This window comes from Pseudomonas tensinigenes, assembly GCF_014268445.2.
GTDB classification, from domain to species: Bacteria; Pseudomonadota; Gammaproteobacteria; order Pseudomonadales; family Pseudomonadaceae; genus Aquipseudomonas; species Aquipseudomonas tensinigenes.
On record NZ_CP077089.1, the window covers coordinates 3,981,470 to 4,005,177 of the forward strand.

The window sequence follows — 23,708 nt, forward strand, 5'->3', positions numbered from 1 at the left end:
CCAGTCATGCCGATCGGGGCGGTACAACCATCAGCCGTAATTAAACGACTGGAGCACGCCAGTCATCGGAACCCGAAGTACCGGAGACTTCGTGGGTCCAGGTGATTTTGCGGTAGGTGAACTGCACTTCTTCCAGGTGGGTGAAGTGCGCGTTGCCTGGATCCTGGCAGTTGTGCATTTTGTTGTTGATGGCGACGATGATCGCGTCTTCCAGTTTGGTGGTGTAGTAGTGCTCTTGGGTGCCTTGCGCCGAAGTGCGGTACCACTGGATAACGATTTCGCTCATGCGCTCGCCGGAGGTCAGCGCTGCTTGCAGCAGCGGCGAAGCCTTGTCGTAGACCTTGGTGATGACCACTGGCTTGTGCACGCGCTGACCGGTTGGCTGACCGGATTGCGGGTCACGCGGGATGATCACGTCGTGGGTGAAAGCCTGAACCATGACTTGGTCTTCGTGGCCTTCCTGGTAGGTGTTGCCAACGGAGTCGGCGGTGAATGCGCCGGCAGTGATCAGACCTTGTTTTTCGCCGGTAACCGACATGTACGCTGGTGTTGCCATGGGGATGCTCTCCTTGCTTAAAACACACAACCGACAGGCACCATTGCCTGTCCGGGCAGGCTTGAGCTATCAAACTCCATGCCAGCTATCACAAAACCATTATTCTTCAACGCCTTAAACAAACAGCCCGTACGCCGACCTTTGAATAAACGAGATTAAACAAATAAAAGTGCGCAACTTTTTGCGCAGTGGTGTGCAAGAAGTTGCGCACTTGTCTGAAAGCCTCGGTTCATAAGGCCTGCACAGACTTTCCCGGATGAAAACAGGCCAGGTACTGCGCAACTTCTTGCGCACTTCACCGCACGCAGCCATTTGATACACCACATCACAAATGATGTACCTCAAAGCCTATTTATCAATCTTGCGTGGCTTCTTAAAGTTCACTCCAACAGCGGCCCATCATCCTGACGGGCTGGCCAGTGGAGCGATCCCCATGCCTTTCATCAGCGTACGCATCACCCGTGACGGCGTGACCCGGGAACAGAAAGCCCAGGTCATCAAGGAAATCACCGAAACGATGCAGCGGGTGCTGCACAAGGATCCGAAACTCACCCACATCGTGATCGAGGAAGTCGACACTGATAACTGGGGTTATGCCGGCATCACCACCACCGAGTATCGCCAACAGTTGGCGGATTCGCAGTCATGAGCCGGGCCGTGAAAATCGATTTCGTCTCGGATGTCGTTTGCCCTTGGTGCGCATTGGGCGCCACCGCTCTGGAGCAAGCAATCAAGAATCTGGCGGGCGAAGTCGATGTGGAACTGACCTACAAACCGTTCGAACTGAACCCCGACATGCCCGCCGAAGGTGAACACGCCATCGAGCACATGATGCGCAAATACGGGCGCAGTGCTGAGCAAGTGGCGGATCGCAACGCGATGATCATCGAACGCGGCGAGCAGATCGGTTTTCACTTCGACCTGGAAAAACGCAGCCATTTCCACAACACCTTCGATGCCCATCGATTGCTGTTCTGGGCCGCCACACAAGGACGTCAGCGTGAGTTGAAGCAAGCCTTGCTCAAGGCCTACTTCACTGACGGCATGAACCCGAATGACCACGCCACGCTGGTGATGCTGGCAGGCGCAGTCGGGCTCGATAGCGAGCGCGCACAAGAGGTGCTGGCCAACGCTGAGTTCAGCCAGGCCGTGCGCGAACTTGAACGGTTTTATCAGCAGCGCGGCATCGATTCGGTTCCGGCCATGGTGATCGACGACAAACAGGTCATCCCCGGTTCCCAGTCCGTCGCTTATTACCAGCAAGCGTTACGTCAAGCTGCGCAGATTGCGGCTCACGCCTGACACCCGAACTTCGTTTTTTCAAACCATTCAGATTGCATGAGGAAACATCATGAGCACGTCCAAAAAAGTTGTAGTGATCACCGGCGCTTCGCAAGGCATTGGCGCAGGTCTGGTCAAAGGTTTCCGTGAACGCGGCTATCAGGTTGTCGCGACCTCGCGCTCGATCAAACCGTCCACCGACCCGGATATTCTCGCCGTCGCCGGTGACATCGCCGACCCGCAGACCGCCGAGCGCGTGATCCGCGAAGCCGTTGCACGTTTCGGTCGTATCGACACTCTGGTGAACAACGCCGGGATTTTCGTCGCCAAGCCTTTCACCGAATACAGCCAGGCAGACTACGCACAAGTGGTGGCGACCAACATGAGCGGCTTCTTCCACATCTCACAATTGGCGATTGCCGAAATGGAGAAAAACGCCAGTGGCCATATCGTCAGCGTTACCACCAGTCTGGTCGACCACGCGATTGATGGCGTGCCGTCGGTGCTTGCATCACTGACCAAGGGCGGCATCAACGCGGCGACCAAATCCCTGGCCATCGAGTACGCCAAGCGCGGCATTCGGGTCAATGCGGTATCGCCGGGCATCATCAAAACGCCGATGCACGGCGAAGAAACCCACGCCGCCCTCGGCAGCCTGCACCCGGTTGGGCATATGGGTGAGATCGACGACATCGTGCAAGCGATCCTCTACCTGGACGGTGCGAACTTCGTCACCGGCGAAATCCTCCATGTCGACGGTGGTCAGAGCGCTGGCCATTGATACCTCCCCGCAGCACTGCCGGTATGTACCGGCGGTGCCGCTTCATGAGATAAGCCTGAGAATGATCCGTCAGTTGATCCTCAGGCTTATCCCATGAAGCGCCACTTTGAAGACTTGCAGTTAGGCAGCATCGAACTCTTTTGCCTCGCCGCTGAAGCCGGCAGCTTCACCGCCGCCGCGCAGCTCGCGGGTGTCACGCCGGCCGCGGTGAGCCGGTCGATTCTGCGTCTGGAACAGCGCTTGGGTTCGCGCTTGTTCGCGCGAACCACGCGCAGCATTCGTTTGACCGAGGCCGGTAGAAACTTTTTCGTCCAGTGCAGCCAGGCGCTGACGCAACTGGTCGAAGCGCAACAAGAGGTCATGGGCGCACAGTCGTCACCTTCAGGGCTGTTGCGCATCAGCCTGCCCACCACTTACGGGCATCACCGCATCCTGCCGCTGCTGCCAAAATTCCGCGCGCTCTACCCTGACGTCAACGTCGACATCCACTTGGGCAACCGCAATATCGACTTCGTCGGCGAAGGCTACGATCTGGCGATCCGCGTACGCGCCCAACCGGATTCGACCATGGTCGCGCGGCTGCTGGAGGATGCAAAACTGGTGGTGGTCGCCTCTCCCGACTATCTGAAAAAGGCTGGCGTACCCGAAACGCTGGAAGATCTGGTGCAACACGAATGCATTCAGTTCGAACTGCCCAGCAGCGGACGGCGGATCTCCTGGCTATTCCAGGAAAACGGCGATGATCGGGAAGTGATTTCCGAGGGGGGCTACTCCTGCTCAGACGATGTGCTCGGCGGCGTCACCCTGGCCAAACACGGCGCGGGGGTCTTCCAGACGTACAAGTTCATCGTCGAAAAGGAGCTGGCCGACGGCAGCCTCGTTGAGGTGCTACAGCCTTACGCCGGGCGTTCGCGACCTTACACCTTGCTCTACCCGCACGGCCGCTATGTGCCGCAACGGGTCAGGGCGTTTGTCGACTTTCTGTTGCAGTTTCGTGATGAGTGGGCTGGGGCTTAGCGCTGAAGTCCACGCGGTGGCAGCAACTGCAGTTCAGTGCCGCAGCAACTTGCGCAGCGGCACGCCATCCTTGAGTACGGGCGACTTGATGACGATGTAACTGAAGTACTTGGAAATGCCGATATTCTTGTCCAGCAAGCTTTCGATCACTTCCTGATAATGCTGGATGCTGCGGGTCATGAAGCGCACCAGATAATCGTAGCCACCGCTGATCAAATGACATTCAAGCACTTCGTCGACCAAACGAATATTGGATTCGAATTTGGCGAAATCCTCGCGTTTGTGATCGCTCAAGGTGATTTCCGTAAACACCGTGACCGAGTCGGTGATCTTCGCCAGATTCAGGTGCGCTTTGTAGCTGGAAATATAACCCGCTGATTCCAGTCGCTTGACCCGTTGCAGACACGGACTGGCCGACAGCCCGACGGCATCGGCCAGGCTGACGTTGGTCATGCGGCCATCCTTCTGCAACTCGACCAGAATGCTGATGTCGATCCGGTCCAGTTTTACTATCCCTTCCATTGCATACCTCTGACTGCCATTTGTAGGACAATCTTCTAGCAAAATCAGCGCCGTAATGACAGCTGATGCTGAGTCACCAGGTCCGCCATGCTGTTGATGCAGTATTGCGCCGAGCAGGGCGTGGGTTGCCTGCCCCGATCACGACTGATCAGGCACACGTCATTCTCCGACCCTCGGCGCGCACCTGCGCGCGTGATATGGAGAATGTCGCCCGGTACCAGTGCGTTGGCGCTCAGCCAATTGGCGTCCTGCAACGGTGCGTCGGCCAATGAGATGAAGTCGTCGGCATTGATCCCCAAACGCTCGCACAGCGGGCCACGATCTTCGGCATCGCGGTCACCCTGAACCAGCAGGCGGTAGAACTTGCGCAGGTACAACATCGCACCTGGCGCGTCTTCGAACAATGACCATGCCGCCACCGACCGGGCAAAGCTCATGCCCTCCTCCCAACTGGCATTCAAGCCCCAGCGTTCTGCGAGTTGACGATGGGCGAAACACAACATGCCACTGAAGCCTAGCTCAGCGAAACGCGGATACAGCGCATGCAGCACTTCACGGTATTCAGCCAGCACCTGATCCTTGTCCGGATGACCACCCCGACTGACCAGCAGCGGTAGCAATGCCGTCCAGACCCCCGAGTCGCGGTCGACCAGCGCTTCATCGCAATCAATGAGCAACGCTCGATAATCAATCAGTCCCATGGCGTGCGAAGCCTCCAATGATGCATTCCATCCGTCCATGCTCCACAAATGCTCACAAGCGATGCACTGCCGCACCGCCGCGAGCGCACAGGCACTCAGTTCAAGACGCGTGCCAAGGCGCTTTCGAGAATCTGCAAGGCTTCGTCGATCTGCGTCGGCGTGGCCACCAGTGGCGCGAGAAAACGCAGAACATTGCGGTGCACACCGCACTTGATCACCAGCAAGCCGCCCTTGCGCGCCTCATCGATCAAGCGTTGATTCAGATCCGCATCGGGTGTACGCGCGTCGTCAGGCTTGATCAACTCGATCGCCAGCATGAAACCGGTACCGCGCACGTCGCCGATTTGCGCGTAACGGCTCTGCAACTTCAACAAACCCTGACGCAAGTGTTCGCCCAGCGCCTCGCCGCGTGCCAGCAACTGCTCCGCCTCAAAGGCCTCGATCACCGCCAGCGCCGCTGCGCATGACAACGCGTTGCCGCCGTAAGTGCCGCCCAGACCTCCGGGCAACGGCGCGTCCATGATGGCCGCTTTACCGACCACCCCCGACAGCGGCAAACCACCGGCCAGACTTTTCGCCACGGTTACCAGATCAGGCTGGATGCCCGCGTGCTGGAAACCGAACCATTTGCCCGTGCGGCCGAACCCCGTCTGGATTTCATCGAGAATCAGCACGATGCCGTGCTTTTCGGTCAGCGCGCGCAGGGCCTGAAGGAACTCGGCCGGTGCCGCGAGAAAGCCGCCGTCGCCCTGCACGGGTTCGATGATGATGGCAGCCACCCGCTCAGGCGCCACTTGCGTTGCGAACAGTTCCTCGAGGGCCTTGAGCGCCATGTCACTGGTCAGGCCGCGATAGGCATTCGGGTAAGGCGTGTGAAAAACCTCCGGTGCAAACGGGCCGAAGTTCTGTTTGTAAGGCTGGCTCATGCCGGTCAGCGTGGTGCCCAGCAAGGTACGACCATGGAAGCCGCCACGAAAGGCAATCACCGCCGAACGGCCGGTGTGAGCCCTGGCGATTTTCACTGCGTTCTCGACCGCTTCGGCGCCGGAGGTGAAGAACGCGGCCTTATAGGCTTGCTGGCCGCCGATCATTTCACACAGGCGCTGGGCCAGATCCAGATAAGGTTGATAGGCGACCACCTGGAAGCAGGCGTGCGAAATTTTGTGCAATTGCTGCTGCACCGCCGCCACCACTTTGGGATGGTTGTGACCGATGTTCAACACGCCGATGCCGCCGACAAAATCCAGGTAGCGCTTGCCGTCCACGTCCCACAACTCGGCGCCCTGGGCGCGATCAATCACCAATGGGTGAGCGGTAACCAGGCCACGCGGCACGAATTGATCGCGCTGACGGAGCAAATGAGGGGTGTCGTCGACTTTGCTATTCATGGCATTTCCCATCGTGAGTCCGGCAACCTGGAGGTGGTTGCGATGGTGTTCAGATTAAGGCTTGCGCGAAACGAACTACGCCGAACTTCCCCCCTGAGAAATTCGGATCGACTGTTTTGACCCTGCCAAACGGCAGATTCCTTCAGCCCGCCGAATCTGCCGCCGTCGCGTTCATCGAGCGTGACGCAGACCGTTTGCACTGACGCTTTCGACAGATCCTGCGCCGGCATTGCGCGATCATGAAAGCACCTACCCCTTTCAGGAATTGCTCATGGCCCTGCTTTATAAAGCTGACCCTGTACGCGGCGAACAGTGGCAAGCGTTGTTCGCCGAACACGCCCCGGACATCGAATGGCGCGCCTGGCCAGATATCGGCGATCCGGCCGACATTGATTACCTGGCTGCGTGGCAAGCGCCGGACGATCTGGCTGCGGTGTTGCCAAACCTGAAAGTGTTGTTCGCGCTGTCGGCCGGTGTCGATCAACTGGATCTGAGCCGCATTCCACCCAGCCTGCCGGTGGTGCGCCTGCTTGATCCCGGCATCACCCGTGGCATGTGCGAATACGCCAGTTTCGCCGTGCTCTGCCTGCACCGCGACATGCTGCGTTACCGTCAGCAGCAAATCGCGCGTTGCTGGCAAGCGCATATGCTGCAACCGGCGCACACGCGGCGGGTCGGGGTAATGGGGCTCGGTGCGCAGGCGCAACAGATTCTGGCGACGTTGCAGCCGCTGGGCTTCGCGTTGAAAGGCTGGGCGCGCAGCCGCCATCAAATTGCCGGCGTGGATTGCTTCGCGGGTGACGCGCAACTGTCGGCGTTTCTCAGCCAGTGCGACATTCTCCTGTGCGTGTTGCCGCTGACCGAACAGACCCAAGGGATTCTTGATCGTGACGTGTTCCGGCAACTGCCGCACGGTGCGGCGCTGATCAATATGGGCCGTGGTGGGCATCTGGTGGAAAGCGATCTGTTGCAAGCACTGGACAGCGGACAGCTCAGTGGCGCGGTGCTTGATGTATTACAGGAAGAACCAGCACCGGCGGATCATCCGTTCTGGGCGCATCCAAAGATTCTGCTGACGCCGCACATTGCGGCGATGACGCAACCGCAAACCGCATTTGCGGTGTTGCTGGAAAACATTCGCCGGTTTCAGCGCGGGGAGCCAATGGCGGGCCAGATCGACCGCCAGCAGGGTTACTGAAAACATCAATAACCCAAGTGTGCGAGCCTGCTCACGAATGCGCATCGTCAGTTGATCGTCTCCGGGCTGACACCGCTTTCGCGAGCAGGCTCGCTTCCCCAGGCTGATTGACGTGGGCTTAAAGGATGTCGGCGATGGCTTTACCGACGTCTTGCGTCGCGCCTTTTCCGCCGAGATCCGGGGTAATCGGGCCGTCGGCAATCACCTGCTCGATTGCCCGCAATATCCCGTCATGCGCGGCCCGATAACGCTCATCACCGTTGCCGAGAAAATCGAGCATCAAAGCACCGGACCAGATCATCGCAATCGGATTGGCAATGTTCTGCCCGTAGATATCCGGCGCCGAACCATGCACCGGTTCGAACAACGAGGGAAAACGGCGCTCAGGATCGAGGTTGGCCGAAGGCGCAATGCCGATGGTTCCGGCACACGCCGGCCCCAGGTCGGACAGGATGTCGCCAAACAGATTCGAGGCCACGACCACATCAAATCGATCCGGTTGCAAGACGAACCGTGCGCAGAGGATATCGATGTGTTGCTTGTCCCAGGTAACTTGCGGGTAGTTCGCCGCCATCAACGCGGTGCGCTCGTCCCAGTAGGGCATGCTGATGGAAATGCCGTTGGACTTGGTCGCCGCCGTCAGACGCTTGCGCGGGCGGCTCTGGGCCAGATCGAAGGCAAATTTCAGAATTCGGTCGACACCGCGACGGGTGAACACTGACTCTTGCAGCACGAACTCATGCTCGGTGCCTTCGAACATTTTTCCGCCTACCGAGGAATACTCGCCCTCCGTGTTCTCGCGGATCACCACGAAGTCGATGTCGCCCGGTTCGCGCCCGGCCAGCGGGCACGGGACACCGGGAAACAGGCGCACCGGACGGATATTCACGTATTGGTCGAAATCACGGCGAAACTTCAGCAGTGATCCCCACAACGAAATGTGATCGGGCACCTTGTCTGGCCAGCCGACCGCTCCGAAATAAATCGCGTCGAAGCCCTTGAGCTGCTCAAACCAGTCATCGGGCATCATCTGCCCATGCTCCAGGTAGTAATCGCAGTTGGCCCATTCAAGAACTTCAATGTTCAAGTCCAACTGCCATTTGCTCGCAGCCTTCTCCAGCACACGCAAACCTTCGGGCAACACTTCCTTGCCAATGCCGTCGCCGGCAATCGCGGCGATCTTGAATGCCTTGCTCATTGAACCTGCCTCCCCATGCATGTGAATTACAGCCCGCCGATGTGGAAGGCTTTGACTTCAAGGTATTCATCCAGGCCGTACTTGCTGCCCTCGCGGCCTAGCCCCGATTGCTTGATACCGCCGAACGGCGCGACGTCCATGGAGATGATTCCGGTATTGAGGCCGACCATGCCGAACTCCAGCGCTTCGCCGAACCGCCAGGAGCGGCGCAGATCCTGGGTGAAATAGTAGGCACCCAAGCCATACGGCGTGGCATTGGCCAGGGCGAGCGCTTGCGCCTCATCGTCAAACCGCATCAACGGCGCCACCGGGCCGAAGGTTTCTTCGTTGGCCAGCAGCATGCCGGCATGCGCATCGCTCAGAACGGTGGGTTGCACGAACTGGCTGCTGGCATCCGGCATGCCGCCACAGAGCAAGCGCGCGCCCTGAGTCAGCGCATCGTCGATGTGCCGCGCGACTTTGCTTACCGCGGCCGGGTTGATCAGCGGGCCAATCGTGACGTCAGCCTCCAGGCCATTACCGACCTTGAGCTTGCCGACCTCTTCCACCAGTCGCTGAGCGAAGCGTTCATAGATGCCGTTTTGCACAAGGATGCGGTTGGCACACACGCAAGTCTGGCCGGCATTGCGAAATTTGCTGAGCATGACCCCGGCCACGGCCTGCTCCAGATCGGCGTCATCGAAGACAATGAAGGGCGCGTTACCGCCCAACTCCAGACTCAAACGCTTGATGTGCTCGGCGCTCTGGCGCATCAGCAAACGGCCTACAGGGGTCGAGCCGGTAAAGGAAATCTTGCGAACTGTCGGGTTGCCGGTCAGCTCTTCACCAATGCCGGCGGGCATTCCGGTCACCACATTGAACACACCGGCCGGAATACCGACACGTTCTGCCAATACCGCCAGCGCCAGCGCCGACAGCGGTGTGAGATCCGACGGTTTGACAATGATCGGGCAACCCGCCGCCAGCGCCGGCGCGCATTTTCGGGTGATCATCGCATTGGGGAAGTTCCACGGCGTGATCGCCGCGCAGACGCCGACCGGTTGTTTCAAGGTCAGCAGCCGACGGTCGCCGCCAGGTGCCGGCATGGTTTCGCCGTAGACACGGCGGGCCTCTTCAGCGAACCACTTGACGAACCCGGCACCGTAGCGGATTTCGCCTTTGGCTTCGTTCAGCGGCTTGCCCTGTTCGCAGGTCATGATCAGTGCCAGATCATCGAGGTTGTCGATCATGGCCTGATACCAACGCTCGAGCAAAGTGGCGCGCTCGGCGGCCGGGCGCGCACGCCAGGCTGGCCAGGCCTTGTCGGCGGCCTCGATGGCGCGGCGGGTCTCCGTGCCTTGCATGGCCGGCACCCGGGCAAGCAACTGACCGCTGGCCGGATCAATAACGTCGAGGGTCGCGGCGTCATCGGCGCCGATCCACTGCCCGTTTATATAAGCGAGTTCTGCCAAAAGGCTGGAGTCTTTCAAACGATTCTTGAGCATGGTCGAGTCCTGATTCGAGACATGCTCCAGTCTAGGGAGGTACTACGGGGGAGGATGCTGAAAGCGCTTTGAGGACGGCGTCGGATGCTGAAATTTTCGCCGCAACAGCAGATCAACACAAAATCCTGTAGGCGCGAGCCGGCTCGCACCTACAGGCACCGTCATTGTTTCAGCGAACCCAGCAAACCCTGAAGAAACCGCTCCCCGGCCTCCATCTGACTGACCTCGATAAACTCATCCGGCTTGTGCGCCTGCTCGATCGAACCCGGCCCGCACACCACCACCGGCACATCCAGACGCTGCTTGAACAAACCGCCTTCCGTGCCGAAAGACACCTTGGACACACCGGTATCCGGCGCGGCGAAGTTTTTCAGAAAGCGCACGGCTTCGACGCTCGGATGCGTGTCGAGCCCAGGATAGACATTCAGCGTTTCGATCTCGATGGCGGCGACGCTCGACAGTAAACGCGCCTCGCGCACGATCAGCTCGGCGCGCTCCTGCATCTGCGCGAGAAACTGGTCCAGATCATCGGCCGGCAAGTTGCGCACCTCGAAGTCCAGAGTGCACAGATTGGGCACGATGTTCAGGGCCCGCCCGCCACCAATCTGACCGACATGCACCGTGGTGTAAGGCACGTCGTAATCCGTATCCTGGGCGCCCTGCTCCTGCAATTGGCGCTGACTGTCGCGCAGTGCGGCGATAAAGTCGCAGGCCACGTGAATCGCATTGACCGAGCGAGGCGCCAGTGAGGAATGCGCTTCCAGGCCACGACAGTAGGTGCGATAGGAGCCCTTGCCCTTGTGCCCGAGTACGAACTGCATGTTGGTCGGCTCGCCAATCAGGCACAGAAACGGGCGCACCGGGGCTAGATGCAAAACGTCGAGCAAGCGCCGCACACCGACGCAGCCGGTTTCTTCGTCGTGGGACAATGCCAGTTGCAATGGCCGGTTCAGCGAATGGTCGGCAGCGTCGAGCATCGCGTCGATGGCCAAGGCAATGAACCCTTTCATGTCGCAACTGCCGCGCCCGTAAATTCGCCCGTCCTGCAGGGTCGCCTGAAACGGCTCAAGCGTCCACGCCTGCCCTGCCGCCGGCACTACGTCGGTGTGCCCGGACAGCAGGATACCCGGCACGCCTTGCGGGCCGGTGCTGGCGAACAGGTTGGCTTTCCTGCCGGTTTGGTCTTTGACGATCAGCGACTCGATGCCCTTGCTCAGCAGCAATTCGCGGACGTAATCAATCAGGGCCATGTTCGACTCCGAAGAGACTGTGTCGAACGCCAACAAACGCTTGAGAATCTCCAGTACGCGCGGCTTCATGAGGCTTTGCTCCGTTGCTCGGTCAGGGTGGCGAACCGGCGGATGGAGAACGGTTCAATCGAGGTGCTGGTGCTGCCGGTGCTGATCAGTTCGGCCATGACGTCACCCACCCCAGGGCCGAGCTGGAAGCCGTGACCGCAGAATCCGAAGGCATAGAACAAACCGTCAACCGTGCCGCTCGGTCCCATGATCGGCAAGGAGTCCGGCAGATAACCTTCAATGCCACTCCAGACGCGGATGATGTTCAGATTGCCGACACCTGGCAGCAGGCGCCGCATCTGTTCCATCTGATTGAGCAGACTGCGCGGCTCGAAATAGGCGCGGCGATTGAGCATGTCCGGCTTGCTGCGGTAGCCGCCACCGATGACGATGTTGCCGCGCGGAATCTGCCGAAAATAGATCACTTCCTCGGCGATCTTGGTGTAAACGCCAATCACCGTCGGCAACGCGTACGGCACCGGCTCGGTCACGGCCATTTGCGGGCCGTGGGTGCCCAGCGGCACCGGTTCGCCGAATTGTTGCGACAGCTTCTGCCCCCACGCACCGGCAGTAATCAACAACTGTGCCGCGCTGAACTGGCGGCCATCGGTGGTGCTGACGCGAAAATCGCCAGCAACCTTTTGCACTTCGGCCACTTCAGTCTGTTCCTCGATCCGCGCCCCCTGACGCCGTGCTGCCCGGGCAAATGCAGGTGCCGCCAGGCGTGGATTGGCGTGACCATCGTGCGGAGCGTAAGAGCCACCCTTGACGTCTGGGCCAAGGAAGGGAAAGCGCTCATGCAACGCTTGGCCACGGTAGATTTGCAGATCCAGTTGCGCCGCTTCCGGCGCGTTGGCATACGCCTCCAGTTCGGCAATTTCGTCGTCGCGATAACACACGCGCATGTGCCCGCTGGCGATGAACTCCAGGTCGTCATCGATCAGTTCCGGCAAGCGCTTCCACAATGCCCATGAACGGTTGGCCAGTTCCAGTTGCCCCAGATAGCGGCCCTGACGACGGACGTTGCCGAAGTTGACACCGCTGGCGTACTGGCCGATCTGGTCACGCTCAAGCAGGATCACCGAGTGCCCGCGACGACGCAGGAAAAACGCTGCCGCCGAGCCCATCAAGCCACCGCCGACAATCACCACATCAGCTTTTTCAACAGTCATGGCGACACCTCCTCGGTGAACATCGAAAGCGGTTTGACCGGCGCCTGGCCGCGTTGTCGACCGACCTGCTGCACGCTGACACCCGCCGCTGCCGCGATCACCTCGGCCCCGGCCTGGGAACAATAACGGCCCTGACAGCGGCCCATGCCGACCCGGCTGAACGCTTTGGCACGGTTGACCTCACAGGCGCCCTTCTCGCTGACAGTGCGGCGCAGCTCACCGGCGCTGATCATTTCGCACCGACAGACAATGGCAGCGTCCGGCAACGCCGCAGCTTGCTGCGCAGGCCAGGGAAAGGCTTGCGCCAGACCAAGACGAAACTGATCCATCACCACCAGCGCCTGCCGTTGTTGCTCACGCAGACCGGCGTTTACCGGTTGGTTCAAATCTTCCAGCAAGGCCATGGCCACCAGTCGCCCGGCGTGCTCAGCCGCATCGGCACCGCGAATTTTCGCGCCGTCGCCGGCAGCGTAGACACCGCTGACCGACGTGCGCCCCGCGTCGTCGACCGCCAGCCACCACTGGCCGGACGCCTGGTCAAAAGCCATCCGGCATCCCGCCAGATCCGCCAACTGAGTTTCCGGACGCAAGTGATAACCCAGCGCCACGGCATCGCAATCCAGACTCAGCGTTTCACCTTTACCGGTGCGTATCCGCACGCCGCTGACGCCGCTGGCTGCATCACCCAGTACCTGCAACGGCTCGACGCCGAGATGCACCGGTATCTTTGCCCGATACAACTGCGCCAACAATTTCATCCCGGTCAACAGCACGCCGGGGCGCGCGAGCAATTTCGGCAGTGCGCCGATGCGCTTGTGCAGCGGCGAGGTGTCCAGCACCGCGGCCACCGTCGCCCCGGCTTTCACATACTGACTGGCAACCAGATACAGCAACGGCCCGCTGCCCATGAACACAACGCTGCGACCAATCGACACCGCTTGCGACTTGAGCGCAATCTGCGCCCCGCCAAGGCTGTAAGTGCCCGCCAGTTGCCAGCCTTCAATCGGCATCAGCCGGTCAGTGGCGCCCGTGCAGAGCAGCAACGCGTCGTAATCCAGCGTCGAGTGCCGGCCCTGACTGACGCAGCACAATTGTCCCGGCGTGAGGTTCCACACCAGGGTGTCCGGGCGATAGTCGATCCGCTCGCGCAGGTGATCAAAGCTCTCATGCAGGTCTTGCGCCTTATGCGCTTCGCTGCCGTACAGCGTGGCGTAATTGCGGGTGAATCCCTCGGGCTGGCGACGATAGATTTGTCCGCCGTCGCGGCGATTTTCATCGATCAGCGTCGGTTTGAAACCGGCCGCCACCAACGTTTCGGCACAACGAATGCCCGCAGGCCCGGCGCCGACAATGACTATGCGTGCAATGGCCATTTTGCCTCCGGTTGCGTGGTGACAATGTCCAGGCCTTCACGCACTTCATTGGAACAGGCGCGCAAACGCTCGCCGCTGCGCGTCCAGACCCAGCAATCCTGGCAGGCGCCCATCAGGCAAAACCCGGCGCGTCGACCTGAATCAAACTCCGATTGACGCAAGGCATTGCCGTGAGTCAGTACGGCAACCATCAACGTGTCACCCTGCAACGCTTGCACCTGCGCACCATCCACCGTCAGGTTGACGCTAGGTCGCCCCTGTTCGGCCAGCCTTACAAAACGCCCGCTCATGCATAGGCTCCCTGACTCAGATTGATGACATCGCGCTGGGTTTTCAGCAGTTCGACGCTGTCGTGGTGACAGAGAATTTCACTGCCGCCGTCAATGTTGCGACGCACAGGCGCGCTGCGATTGCACAGGCCATCGACCCGCACCGGACAGCGGTCGAGGAACGTACACAGTTCTGGTTCGTCGGATCTGGCCCCCACCGGCGGCAGTTCCCCACACGTCGTGCCGCAATTCTCCAGCCAGCCCTGGCGCAGTTCCGGGACAGAATGAATCAGCAAGTCGGTGTAGGGGTGAAACGGCGGCTGGGCAAATGCCTGACGCGTCCCAGCCTGAACTTTGTGGCCGCTGTACATCACCACAATGTCATCGCACAGCGCCCGCACGGTGGAGATGTCGTGACTGATAAACAGGTACGAAACGCCCAGCTCCTGACGCAGATCACGCAACAGTTCGAGAATCGCCGCACCCACCACCGTGTCCAGTGCCGAGGTCACTTCATCGCACAGGATCAAGTCCGGTTTTGCCGCCAGCGCACGTGCCAGGTTGACCCGTTGTTTTTGCCCGCCGGACAGTTCATTCGGCCGACGTTCGGCCAGGGTTCGGGGCAAACGCACCAGATCGAGCAGTTCGCCGATTCGTTCGTGCAACGCCGCGCCCTTGAGGCCAAAATACATTTTCAGCGGCCGACCGAGGATGGTGCTGACACTGTGCATCGGGTTAAGCGCGGTATCGGCGTTTTGAAAGACCATCTGTATCCGTCGGAACTGCTCATCGGTGCGTTCGGACAGGCAGCCGCCGAGTGGCTGACCATCGAAGGTCAACCCGCCCAGCGCCGGACACAGCAACCCCGCCACCACCCGCGCCAGCGTCGACTTGCCGGAACCGGACTCACCGATCACGCCAATGGCCTGCCCGCGACGCACGGTCAGATCAATGTCTTCCAATACGCGGATCGCCGGCATGCCGTGCGTGTTCTTGTTGCCGTAGCCAGCGGTCAGGCCTTTGATGGTCAGCAGCGGTTGCTCTTCAGCAATGCCGCAGGGTGGCCGGATCGAGGTGTCCGGGCGCGCGGCGGCCAACAGGCTGCGGGTGTATTCATGGGCCGGCCCCTTCAACAACGGCGCGGTAGCGCTCTGTTCGAATATCCGGCCGCCATTGAGCACCACAATCTGGTCAGCCATTTGCGCCACCACCGCCAGATCGTGGGACACGTAGACAGCGGTCGCACCCCGTTCGCGAACCACCCGTTTGAAGGCACGCAACACGTCGATCTGGGTGGTCACATCGAGGGCGGTGGTCGGTTCATCGAGGACCACCAGCAACGGATCGCTGATCAGCGCCATCGCCGCCATCACCCGCTGCAATTGCCCGCCCGACACCTGATGCGGATAACGTTGGCCAATGCGCTCAGGGTTCGGTAATGCGAGGTCGCGAAACAACGCGATGGCTTTGGCCTCGAGCACCGCACGGGTGCCCAAACCGTGAATCAATGCGCCCTCCACCACTTGATCTAGCAGTCTTTTTGCCGGATTGAACGCCGCCGCCGCGCTTTGCGCGATGTACGACACACGGTTGCCGCGCAGTTTTTGCAGTTCTTTTTCGCTGAGGGCCAGCATGTCGTGCTCACCGACCTGCACCACTCCGCCGGACAACCGGCAGCCACGCCGGGCGTACCCGAGCAAGGCCAGGGCGATGGTGGTTTTGCCCGACCCGGACTCACCGATCAGCGCCAATACTTCGCCTTTTTCCAGGGCGAAACTCACGCCTTTGACGATTTCGCTTTCACCGCGCTCGCCACACGCGACCACCCGCAAGTCTTCGACTCGAATCAATTGGCTCATTTCAATGACCTCCCGAACGGCGACTGCGGCGAGACGACAGTCTGTCGATAAACAGATTCACGCCAATGGTCAGGGTGCCGATTGCCAGTGCCGGAATGACGATGGCCGGGGCGCCCTGATTGAGTCCGCCGATATTTTCGCGCACCAGCGAACCAAGGTCGGCGTCGGGTGGTTGCACGCCCAGACCAAGGAAGCTCATGCCACTGAGCAGCAACACAATAAAGCCGAACCGCAGGCCCAGATCGGTCAGCACCGGGTTGAGCATGTTCGGCAGGATTTCCACACAGGCAATGTACAGGCGCCGTTCGCCACGGGTACGCGCCACTTGCACGTACTCCAAAGCCTCGATGTTCACTGCCATGCTGCGGGCAATGCGAAAGGCCCCGGGAGCGAAGCTCAGCACGGCGGTGCATACCAGCAACATCACCGACGAACCAAACGCCGAGACCATGATCAGCGCGAGCATCTTGCTCGGGATCGAGATGAACGCGTCCATCAGGCGACTGATCACTTCGTCCAGCCATTTTGGCGACACCACAGACAGCAGCGCGCAACTGGTGCCCAGGCCACTGGCCAATATCGCCGCAATCAACGCCAGGCCCACCGTGAAGCGGGCGCCGACGAGCACGCGGCTGAGCATGTCACGGCCCAGATAATCAGTGCCGAACGGGTACAGGGCACTGATGCTGTCAAAGACATTGTCCGACACCACTTCGCCCACCGGATGGGGTGCCAGCCACGGGCCGAACATTGCCACCAGCAACCACAGAAGGCACATCGCAGCACCGATCAGACCCAGCCAGGCCGGGCCATGGGACACCTTGCCCACCGACAGGTCGGGCGCTGAAGGCGTCGATTTCACAATGAGATTGTTCATTGGTTTCTCAGCCTCGGGTTGGACAAAATGGCGCACAGGTCGGCGAGCAGCACCAGCCCCAGGTACGCTGTACAGAACAACATGGTGCAGGCCTGAACCAGTGCCATGTCACGGTTGGTCACGGCATCGACCATCAGGCTGGCGATACCGGGATAGTTGAAGATGGTCTCGACGATGACCACCCCGCCCAGCAGGTAGGAAAGGCTCAGGGCGATGGCGTTGGCAATCGGCCCGATCGCGTTGGGCAAGGCGTGCCGCAGTACGATACGGATCGGGCTGACCCCTTTGAGCCGAGCCATTTCCACGTAAGGACTGTCGAGTTGATCGATCACCGCTGCGCGGGTCATGCGGGCCATTTGCGCGACGATCACGCAACACAGGGTCATCACCGGTAAAGCGTAAGTGCGCATGAATTGCCACGGTGAAGTGATGTCGCTGGCATAGGACAGCGCCGATAACCAACCCAGGTTTACCGCGAAGATCAGCACCGCCAGGGTCGCCACCAGAAACTCCGGAACGGCGACCATGGCCAGGGTGAAAAAGCTCAGCAGGCTGTCGAGTCGCCCGCCCCTTCCCATCGCCGAACCGATGCCCAGAATCAGCGCCACCGGTACCGAAACCAATGCAGTAGCGCCGGCCAGCATCAAGGTGTTGGGGACGCGCCCGGCCATCAGCTCACCCACCGGCATGGCGTTGGAAACCGACAGGCCCATGTCGCCACTGAGCAAGTTCATCAGCCAGTGCAAGTAGCGCAACACGCCGGGCTGATCGAGGCCCAGTTTCAGGCGCAACGCCGCGACCTGCTCCGGCGTGGCGAACTGCCCAAGCGATTGTTGCGCGGCGTCGCCCGGCAATACCGCCGTGATCGCGAACACGACCATGGACACAATCAACAACGTCACGATCGCGGCGCCCATGCGCCGGCCGATCAACCACAAGGTGTTGCTGTTCATCGCCTGTCCTCCTGCACTGTTACTGCCGCTCAAACCGACGGCTTATCAAGCGTCCAGCCAGACCTGCTCGGCGAACATGTAACCCATGAAGCCGCCCAGCGGATTGCTGCTGTAGCCTTTGATGCGCTGGTCAACGCCATCGATGTTGCTGATGAACACCGGCACGCCGATGCCGCTGTGGTCGTGCACCAGCGATTGCATATCGGCGTACATCTTGCTGCGCTTGGCGTCGTCGGTTTCGGCGCGGGCGAGCATCAGCAGTTGGTCGAACTGATCGTTCTGCCAACCGGACTCGTTCCACGGCGCTTTCGACTGGAAGAACTGCGAGAACATCACGTCGGCGTTCGGCCGCGGGTTGATGTTGCCGAAGCTCAGCGGGTGCTTCATCCAGTGGTTGGACCAATAGCCGTCGCTCGGCAGACGGTTGACGTCGAGTTTCAGCCCGGCCTGTTTCGCCGATTGCTGCAACAGCACCGCGATATCCACTGAACCGGTGGCGGCCGGCGATGCGACCAGCGGCATGCTGATGTTTTCCATCCCGGCTTTCTTCAGCAGGAACCGGGCTTTTTCCGGGTCATAGACGGTTTGTGGCAGGTCGGCGTTGTAATAGCGCGAACCCGGCGCAATCGGATGGTCGTTGCCGACCACGGCAAAGCCACGGAACACCGCCGATTTGACCTGCTCGCGGTCGAGCAGATACTTCATCGCCTGGGTGAATTCGGCGCTTTTGCCGGGCATCTGATCCTGACGAATGATCAAATCAGTGTAGTTGCCCGACGGCGCATCAACGACCCGATGCTTGGCACTGGCCTTGATCCGGGTGGTAGAACGCGGATTGACCTCATTGATCATGTGTACGTCGCCGGAAAGCAGCGCGTTGACCCGCGACGGTTCGTCACCAATGGCGATGAACTCGATTTCGTCGAGGTACGGCAGGCCTGGTTTCCAGTAACCGGTGTTGCGCGCAGCCACCGAACGCACGCCCGGTTTGAATTCCTTGACCTTGAACGGCCCGGTGCCGATGCCCTGATTGAAGTCGGTGGTGCCTTCGGGAACGATCAGCAGGTGCGACACCGCGAGAATCGACGGCAGCTCTGCGTTGGGGGCGCTCAGGCGGATCTGTACTTCGTTGGTGCCGGTAGCCTTGATCTCGACGAACTGCTCCATCAGCGGCATGACTTTCGAACCGGTGAGCGGGTCCTTGTGTCGCGACAACGAAAACACCACGTCGGCGGCGCTCAGGGTCTTGCCGTTGTGGAAGGTCACGTCTTTGCGCAGGGTGATGGTCCACACGGTGGCGTCGGTGTTGTCGATGCGCTCGGCCAGTTCCAGTTGCGGCACCAGATGCGAGTCGAATCGGGTCAGGCCGTTGTAGAACATGTAGTGGCGCACATAATCGGTGGACAACGCGCCTTTGGCCGGGTCGAGGGTGTCCGCCGTGGAACTGGACATCCCGGCGACACGAATGCGCCCGCCCGGTTTGCCTTTGCCCGGTGTTGCCGCTTCATCGGCGAACAGCTTGCCGGCAGCGCCAAACAGGCTGCCGGCGCCCGCCGCGGCGACCCCCGCGACACCGAGCATTTGCAGGGCATGACGGCGTGACATGCCACGATTGAGGCCCTCGAAAACCCGCAGGCTTTCTTCGCCGGAGATCAGGGGTGAGTCGTTCTTGTTGTCAGTCATATCAGTGCTACCTGTCGAAGATGAGAAGGCTCGAGTGTTCCGGTTGACCGGAACGTCCTGAAACGCAAACGACGGTGACGCCACAACAGCAACTCAATGCAGATAATCCTGAAAGCGGTAATACGCGCCCACGAACGGCAAAAACCAAGGCTTGCCGAAATGCCCGGGGATGGCTGGCCATTCAAGTTCGCGCCACGGATTGGCCTCGACGTTACCCGCCATCACCTCGGCCATGACCTGGCCCATGTGTACCGACATCTGTACACCGTGGCCGCTGTAACCCATGGAGTGAAAAACCCCGCCATGCTGACCGGCCCGAGGTAGCCGATCGGAGGTCATGTCGACCAGTCCGCCCCAGCAGTAGTCGATCTTCACCTCGGCCAATTGCGGGAACATCTGCACCATGGCGGCTTGCAGAACCTTGCCGCTCTTGACGTCGTTGACGCTGTCGGACATGGCGAACCGCGCGCGGCCGCCAAACAGCAAACGGTTGTCCGGGGTCAGGCGAAAGTAGTTACCGATCATGCGGCTGGTGACATAGGCGCGACGACACGGCAGCAATTGTTCGATCAACGCGTCTGGCAATACCTCGGTAGCGATGACGAAACTGCCGACCGGAACGATGCGCCGCCGATACCAGCTCAAGCCGCCGTGTTGACAGGCGCCAGTGGCGAGCAGCACCTGCCCGGCGTGCAGCGAACCCTTGCTGGTATTGACCTGATAGCCGCCGGCCTTGGCCTTCCAATCCAGCACCGAAGTGCCTTGATGGATCAGAGCACCGTGCCGCGCCGCCGCTTCGGCCAAGCCGACGCCGAAGCGGCCGACGTGCATTTGCACGCCGTTGCGTTGCAGCAGAGCGCCGTGAAACTGTGCCGAATTCACTTCAGCGCGAGTCTGCTCGGCGGACAACAACTCGACATCGGCATCGACCTCACGACGAATCAGCTCACAAGTGCGCGCCAGGCCTTCGTAGTGCATGGGTTTGGCGGCCAGTTTCAGCTTGCCGTTGCGGATCAGGTCGCAGGCGATCTGCTCCTGCTCCACCAGCGAAACAACACTTTGCACTGCTCGCTCATACGCCTGGTAATAGGTGCGCGCCCTGTCCGCACCGAGGCTGGCACTGAGGCCGGCGTAATCCTGGGCCACTCCGGTGTTGCATTGCCCACCGTTACGCCCCGAAGCTTCGCCGATCACTCGCCCGGCTTCGAGCACCACCACACTGGCACCCTTGAGCGCCAAGGCGCGGGCCGCCGCCAACCCGGTGAAACCACCCCCCACGACGGCCACATCGACCTGCGCGGGCAATGCGCCGAGTTGCCCACCGGTGAAGGCCGGCGCGGTGTCGAGCCAGTAGGATTCACTGCCCATGTCTGATTCGCCTATGCCAGAAAAAATGCCGATGCCGATGCAACTCAGAGACCGACCAGCGCCGGCAGCCCGCCGATGTCAGTGATCTGCTGATAGCCGTAAAACGCATTGCCCGGGACTTCGTGACCGCGGGCGACGAAGGCCTTGTTCTTGATCTTCATGTCGTGTGCCGGCATCAAGTCATAACGGAAGCTGGAGGACACATGCAAGATGTCTTCCGGGCCGCAGCCAAGGTTGTCGAGCATGAACTCGAACGCCGCCAGGCGTGGCTTGTAGGCTTGTGCCTGCTCAGCGGTGAAGACCTTGTGAAACGGCGCGCCGAGTTTGTCGACGTTGGACATGATCTGACTGTCGCTGGCGTTGGAAAAAATCACCAGCGGGATCTTGTCGGCAATTTTCGACAGGCCGGCCGGCACATCCGCGTGTGGGCCCCAGGTTGGCACAGCGTCGTAGTACAGCTGACCTTCGTCGCGGTACTCGACGCCCCAACGCTTGCAGGTACGCGCCAGTGCTGTCTTGAGAATCTCGTCGTAAGGCATCCAGTCGCCCATGACCTGATCCAGGCGATAAGCCGAGAAATCCTTGACGAACTGGTCCATCTGCTCCGCTGGCACGCGATCGGCGAAGAGTTCGCGCGTCATGGTGCCCATGTGGAAATTGGTCAGCGTACCGTAGCAGTCGAACGTAATGAATTTGGGACGAAGAAAGCTCATTGGGTGCGATCCTGAAGTTCGTTGAGGTCATGGCGCGGCCAGCATTCGCTTGATTGGCAAGCGGTGATGCAACGCTGCAGCACACCGTCATTACAACACTGTGAATTCAGCAGATGGCGTTAAAAGCGACCTCTGCTCGATACAAACCACCGTTTTGGCCACCTGCCTCAGCAGACTTTGCGGCTCGCTCCAGCGTTGGGCAAACCCTGTATTTGTGCGCCCTTATGGACCTCCTTTGGCTGTTTGCGCGCTGGTTTTGCGGCATTCACCGCAGAAACTGCGCCGCGCAAAACGAAAACGGGCGCGCCCCTAAGGACGCGCCCGTTTGGCGGCTGATGCAAGCGTTACTGATGCCACTGGATGACCCGATCTCTGCGAGCGCGAACCTGCTCGCAAAGCGCTGTGTCAGGCAACATCAATGTCGCCTCAGACGCCCTCTTCGCGAGCAAACTCGCTCCCACGGTTTGATCGGCATTACTGAACAATATCGATCAGCACACTCTTGAAGCGCAGATTGGCCTCGAACGCCTCGCGCCCCAGGTCCTTGCCGATACCGGAACGTTTATAGCCACCGGTGGGCAGGATGTAATCGTTACTGCGCCCGTAACGGTTGACCCACACCGTCCCCGCCTCCAGTTTGCGCACCAGGCGCAAGGCGCGATTGATATCGGCGGTGTGTACGCCCGCGGCCAGACCGTAAGTGGCGTGCGCAGCCAGACTGAGTGCCTGCTCCTCGTCATCGAACGCCTGCACCGTCAGCACTGGCCCGAAGATCTCTTCGCAGACCGCCGGATTCTGATTGTCGACCCCGGTCAGCAACGTCGGTTGATAGTAAGCACCGCCCATCTCTTCAAACAGCCCGCCGCCGGTCAACACCTCAGCCCCGGCCTGGCGCGAGCGCTGGACGATGCCATCAATACGACTGGCCTGCAGCCGCGAAATGATCGGTGACAGCGTGCTTTGCGACGACCAGGTAGGGCCGGGACGCAGCGTCTCGAAATAAGCCTGCAAGTGCGCCAGGAAGGGTTCCATGATCGAGCGCTCAATCAACAGCCGTGAGCCGGAGACGCACACCTGGCCAGCGTTACCGGTAATTGCCAAGGCCACGGTGCGCGCGGTTTTGGCAATGTCGGGGATATCGGCGAAGACCAATTGTGGACTTTTGCCACCGAGCTCCAGTGTGACCGGTTTGGGCCCGACCAGCGCGCACGTCGACATGATGCTCGAACCGGTTGCCGTGGAGCCGGTGAACGTCACTTTACCCACACGCGGATGTCGGCACAGTGCGTCGCCCGTCACACGGCCATCCCCCTGCACGACGTTGAAGATGCCGGCCGGCAGCCCCGCGAGCAACGCCAGTTCAGCAAAGCGCAGACTGGAGAACGGCGTCAGCTCTGAAGGTTTGAGCACCACGGCATTGCCCGCAGCCAAGGCTGGCGCGACCTTCCAGGACGCCATGCTCAGCGGAAAATTCCATGGCGCAATGGCGGCGATCACCCCATAGGGTTCAGCAATCTGCATGCCCAGGCGATCAGTCTGGGTGGCGGCGACCTGACCGCCATGCTTGTCCGCCAGTTCGGCAAAAAAACGAATGCCTTCGGCCACATAGGGAATATCCCAGGCGATCACATCTTTGTGCGGGCGGGTTGAGCCGACGGCTTCCAGAGGCGCAAGAATCTCCGCGTCCGCCTCAATCAGATCGGCCCAGCGCCGCATCACCCGCGCCCGCTCGCGCGGTGGACGGCTGGCCCAGTCGCTGCGATTGAAGGCCTGCCAGGCATTATTGACGGCTTCGTCCACCAGGTCGGCATCCGCCACCGGTAGTTCGGCATAGACCTGGCCGTCGGAGGGGCGAACCACTTCCAGCCCTGAATGCGCATCGCGGTATTGACCGTCAATGAAGTGGGCGCTGCGAACAGCGATAAGGCGGGGATCGAAGCTATTCATGGAGCACTCCAGAAGAGGGGCCGGCGAGTCATTACTCAGGCCTCCATCGTAGAAAAAAAGCCCAAGCATT

The 23,708-nt window shown here is 60.5% G+C and carries 22 protein-coding genes; 5 read left to right on the forward strand and 17 right to left on the reverse strand.

What is annotated here, in order from left to right; genetic code table 11:
• Window positions 1–40 precede the first annotated feature (40 nt).
• Window positions 41–556 carry an Hcp family type VI secretion system effector gene (locus tag HU718_RS17650; RefSeq protein ID WP_007949952.1) on the reverse strand — a complete coding sequence of 172 codons (516 nt, stop codon included), beginning with the start codon at window positions 554–556 and terminating at the stop codon, window positions 41–43.
• Between the two features lie 433 nt (window positions 557–989).
• On the opposite strand from HU718_RS17650, the gene HU718_RS17655 reads away from it, so the two are divergent.
• The 4 genes from HU718_RS17655 (at window position 990) to HU718_RS17670 (ending at window position 3,635) form a co-directional block, all read left to right on the forward strand.
• Window positions 990–1,205 carry a tautomerase family protein gene (locus HU718_RS17655; protein ID WP_016987787.1) on the forward strand — a complete coding sequence of 72 codons (216 nt, stop codon included), beginning with the start codon at window positions 990–992 and terminating at the stop codon, window positions 1,203–1,205.
• Window positions 1,202–1,858 (forward strand): DsbA family oxidoreductase, encoded by a 657-nt coding sequence (locus HU718_RS17660; protein ID WP_150709127.1) that lies wholly within the window; start codon window positions 1,202–1,204, stop codon window positions 1,856–1,858. Before HU718_RS17655 ends, HU718_RS17660 begins: the two co-directional genes overlap by 4 nt.
• Before the next feature lie 49 nt (window positions 1,859–1,907).
• The gene (locus HU718_RS17665) at window positions 1,908–2,618 is read left to right on the forward strand and encodes an SDR family NAD(P)-dependent oxidoreductase (protein WP_122844663.1); all 711 of its coding nucleotides are present in this window, start codon (window positions 1,908–1,910) and stop codon (window positions 2,616–2,618) included.
• A 93-nt stretch (window positions 2,619–2,711) separates the two neighbouring features.
• The gene (locus tag HU718_RS17670) at window positions 2,712–3,635 is read left to right on the forward strand and encodes a LysR family transcriptional regulator (protein ID WP_150709126.1); all 924 of its coding nucleotides are present in this window, start codon (window positions 2,712–2,714) and stop codon (window positions 3,633–3,635) included.
• Between the two features lie 33 nt (window positions 3,636–3,668).
• On the opposite strand, the gene HU718_RS17675 is transcribed toward HU718_RS17670, so the two are convergent.
• The 3 genes from HU718_RS17675 to gabT form a co-directional block, all read right to left on the reverse strand.
• Window positions 3,669–4,157, reverse strand: coding sequence for an Lrp/AsnC family transcriptional regulator (locus tag HU718_RS17675; RefSeq protein WP_016987783.1), 489 nt, complete (start codon window positions 4,155–4,157; stop codon window positions 3,669–3,671).
• Between the two features lie 44 nt (window positions 4,158–4,201).
• Window positions 4,202–4,858: an HAD family hydrolase gene (locus HU718_RS17680; protein ID WP_123594368.1), complete on the reverse strand. Its 657-nt coding sequence runs from the start codon at window positions 4,856–4,858 to the stop codon at window positions 4,202–4,204.
• A 95-nt stretch (window positions 4,859–4,953) separates the two neighbouring features.
• Window positions 4,954–6,246: a 4-aminobutyrate--2-oxoglutarate transaminase gene (gabT, locus tag HU718_RS17685; RefSeq protein ID WP_150729112.1), complete on the reverse strand. Its 1,293-nt coding sequence runs from the start codon at window positions 6,244–6,246 to the stop codon at window positions 4,954–4,956.
• Window positions 6,247–6,517: 271 nt separating this feature from the next.
• Between gabT and HU718_RS17690 the strand changes: the two genes are divergently transcribed.
• Window positions 6,518–7,444, forward strand: a complete 927-nt coding sequence (locus HU718_RS17690; RefSeq protein ID WP_150729113.1) for a 2-hydroxyacid dehydrogenase — start codon at window positions 6,518–6,520, stop codon at window positions 7,442–7,444.
• 118 nt (window positions 7,445–7,562) lie between these two features.
• Here HU718_RS17690 and HU718_RS17695 read toward each other — a convergent pair whose 3' ends face one another.
• From HU718_RS17695 to HU718_RS17755, 13 genes are all read right to left on the reverse strand, one after another.
• Complete coding sequence (locus HU718_RS17695) at window positions 7,563–8,642, reverse strand: tartrate dehydrogenase (protein WP_186614987.1); 1,080 nt, start codon at window positions 8,640–8,642, stop codon at window positions 7,563–7,565.
• Window positions 8,643–8,668: 26 nt separating this feature from the next.
• A complete protein-coding gene (locus HU718_RS17700) occupies window positions 8,669–10,126 on the reverse strand; it encodes an NAD-dependent succinate-semialdehyde dehydrogenase (protein ID WP_186614985.1) in 1,458 nt (485 codons plus the stop codon).
• A gap of 161 nt (window positions 10,127–10,287) precedes the next feature.
• A complete protein-coding gene (argE, locus tag HU718_RS17705; protein ID WP_150707215.1) occupies window positions 10,288–11,445 on the reverse strand; it encodes an acetylornithine deacetylase in 1,158 nt (385 codons plus the stop codon).
• Window positions 11,442–12,596, reverse strand: a complete 1,155-nt coding sequence (locus tag HU718_RS17710; RefSeq protein WP_186614982.1) for an NAD(P)/FAD-dependent oxidoreductase — start codon at window positions 12,594–12,596, stop codon at window positions 11,442–11,444. Before HU718_RS17710 ends, argE begins: the two co-directional genes overlap by 4 nt.
• Window positions 12,593–13,969, reverse strand: coding sequence for an FAD/NAD(P)-dependent oxidoreductase (locus tag HU718_RS17715; RefSeq protein WP_150707217.1), 1,377 nt, complete (start codon window positions 13,967–13,969; stop codon window positions 12,593–12,595). Before HU718_RS17715 ends, HU718_RS17710 begins: the two co-directional genes overlap by 4 nt.
• Window positions 13,951–14,259, reverse strand: a complete 309-nt coding sequence (locus tag HU718_RS17720) for a (2Fe-2S)-binding protein (RefSeq protein WP_016987774.1) — start codon at window positions 14,257–14,259, stop codon at window positions 13,951–13,953. The genes HU718_RS17715 and HU718_RS17720 overlap by 19 nt, the downstream gene beginning before the upstream one ends.
• The gene (locus tag HU718_RS17725) at window positions 14,256–16,097 is read right to left on the reverse strand and encodes an ABC transporter ATP-binding protein (RefSeq protein ID WP_150707218.1); all 1,842 of its coding nucleotides are present in this window, start codon (window positions 16,095–16,097) and stop codon (window positions 14,256–14,258) included. Before HU718_RS17725 ends, HU718_RS17720 begins: the two co-directional genes overlap by 4 nt.
• Window position 16,098: 1 nt before the next feature.
• A complete protein-coding gene (locus HU718_RS17730) occupies window positions 16,099–16,974 on the reverse strand; it encodes an ABC transporter permease (RefSeq protein WP_016987772.1) in 876 nt (291 codons plus the stop codon).
• On the reverse strand, window positions 16,971–17,927 hold the full coding sequence (locus tag HU718_RS17735; RefSeq protein WP_077572462.1) for an ABC transporter permease: 957 nt from the start codon (window positions 17,925–17,927) through the stop codon (window positions 16,971–16,973). Before HU718_RS17735 ends, HU718_RS17730 begins: the two co-directional genes overlap by 4 nt.
• A gap of 45 nt (window positions 17,928–17,972) precedes the next feature.
• Window positions 17,973–19,610: an ABC transporter substrate-binding protein gene (locus HU718_RS17740; RefSeq protein WP_150707219.1), complete on the reverse strand. Its 1,638-nt coding sequence runs from the start codon at window positions 19,608–19,610 to the stop codon at window positions 17,973–17,975.
• Between the two features lie 93 nt (window positions 19,611–19,703).
• Window positions 19,704–20,978, reverse strand: coding sequence for an NAD(P)/FAD-dependent oxidoreductase (locus tag HU718_RS17745; protein WP_150729114.1), 1,275 nt, complete (start codon window positions 20,976–20,978; stop codon window positions 19,704–19,706).
• Between the two features lie 44 nt (window positions 20,979–21,022).
• Complete coding sequence (locus HU718_RS17750; RefSeq protein ID WP_016987768.1) at window positions 21,023–21,691, reverse strand: haloacid dehalogenase type II; 669 nt, start codon at window positions 21,689–21,691, stop codon at window positions 21,023–21,025.
• A gap of 474 nt (window positions 21,692–22,165) precedes the next feature.
• Window positions 22,166–23,638 (reverse strand): aldehyde dehydrogenase family protein, encoded by a 1,473-nt coding sequence (locus HU718_RS17755; RefSeq protein ID WP_077572459.1) that lies wholly within the window; start codon window positions 23,636–23,638, stop codon window positions 22,166–22,168.
• Between the last annotated feature and the right edge of the window lie 70 nt (window positions 23,639–23,708).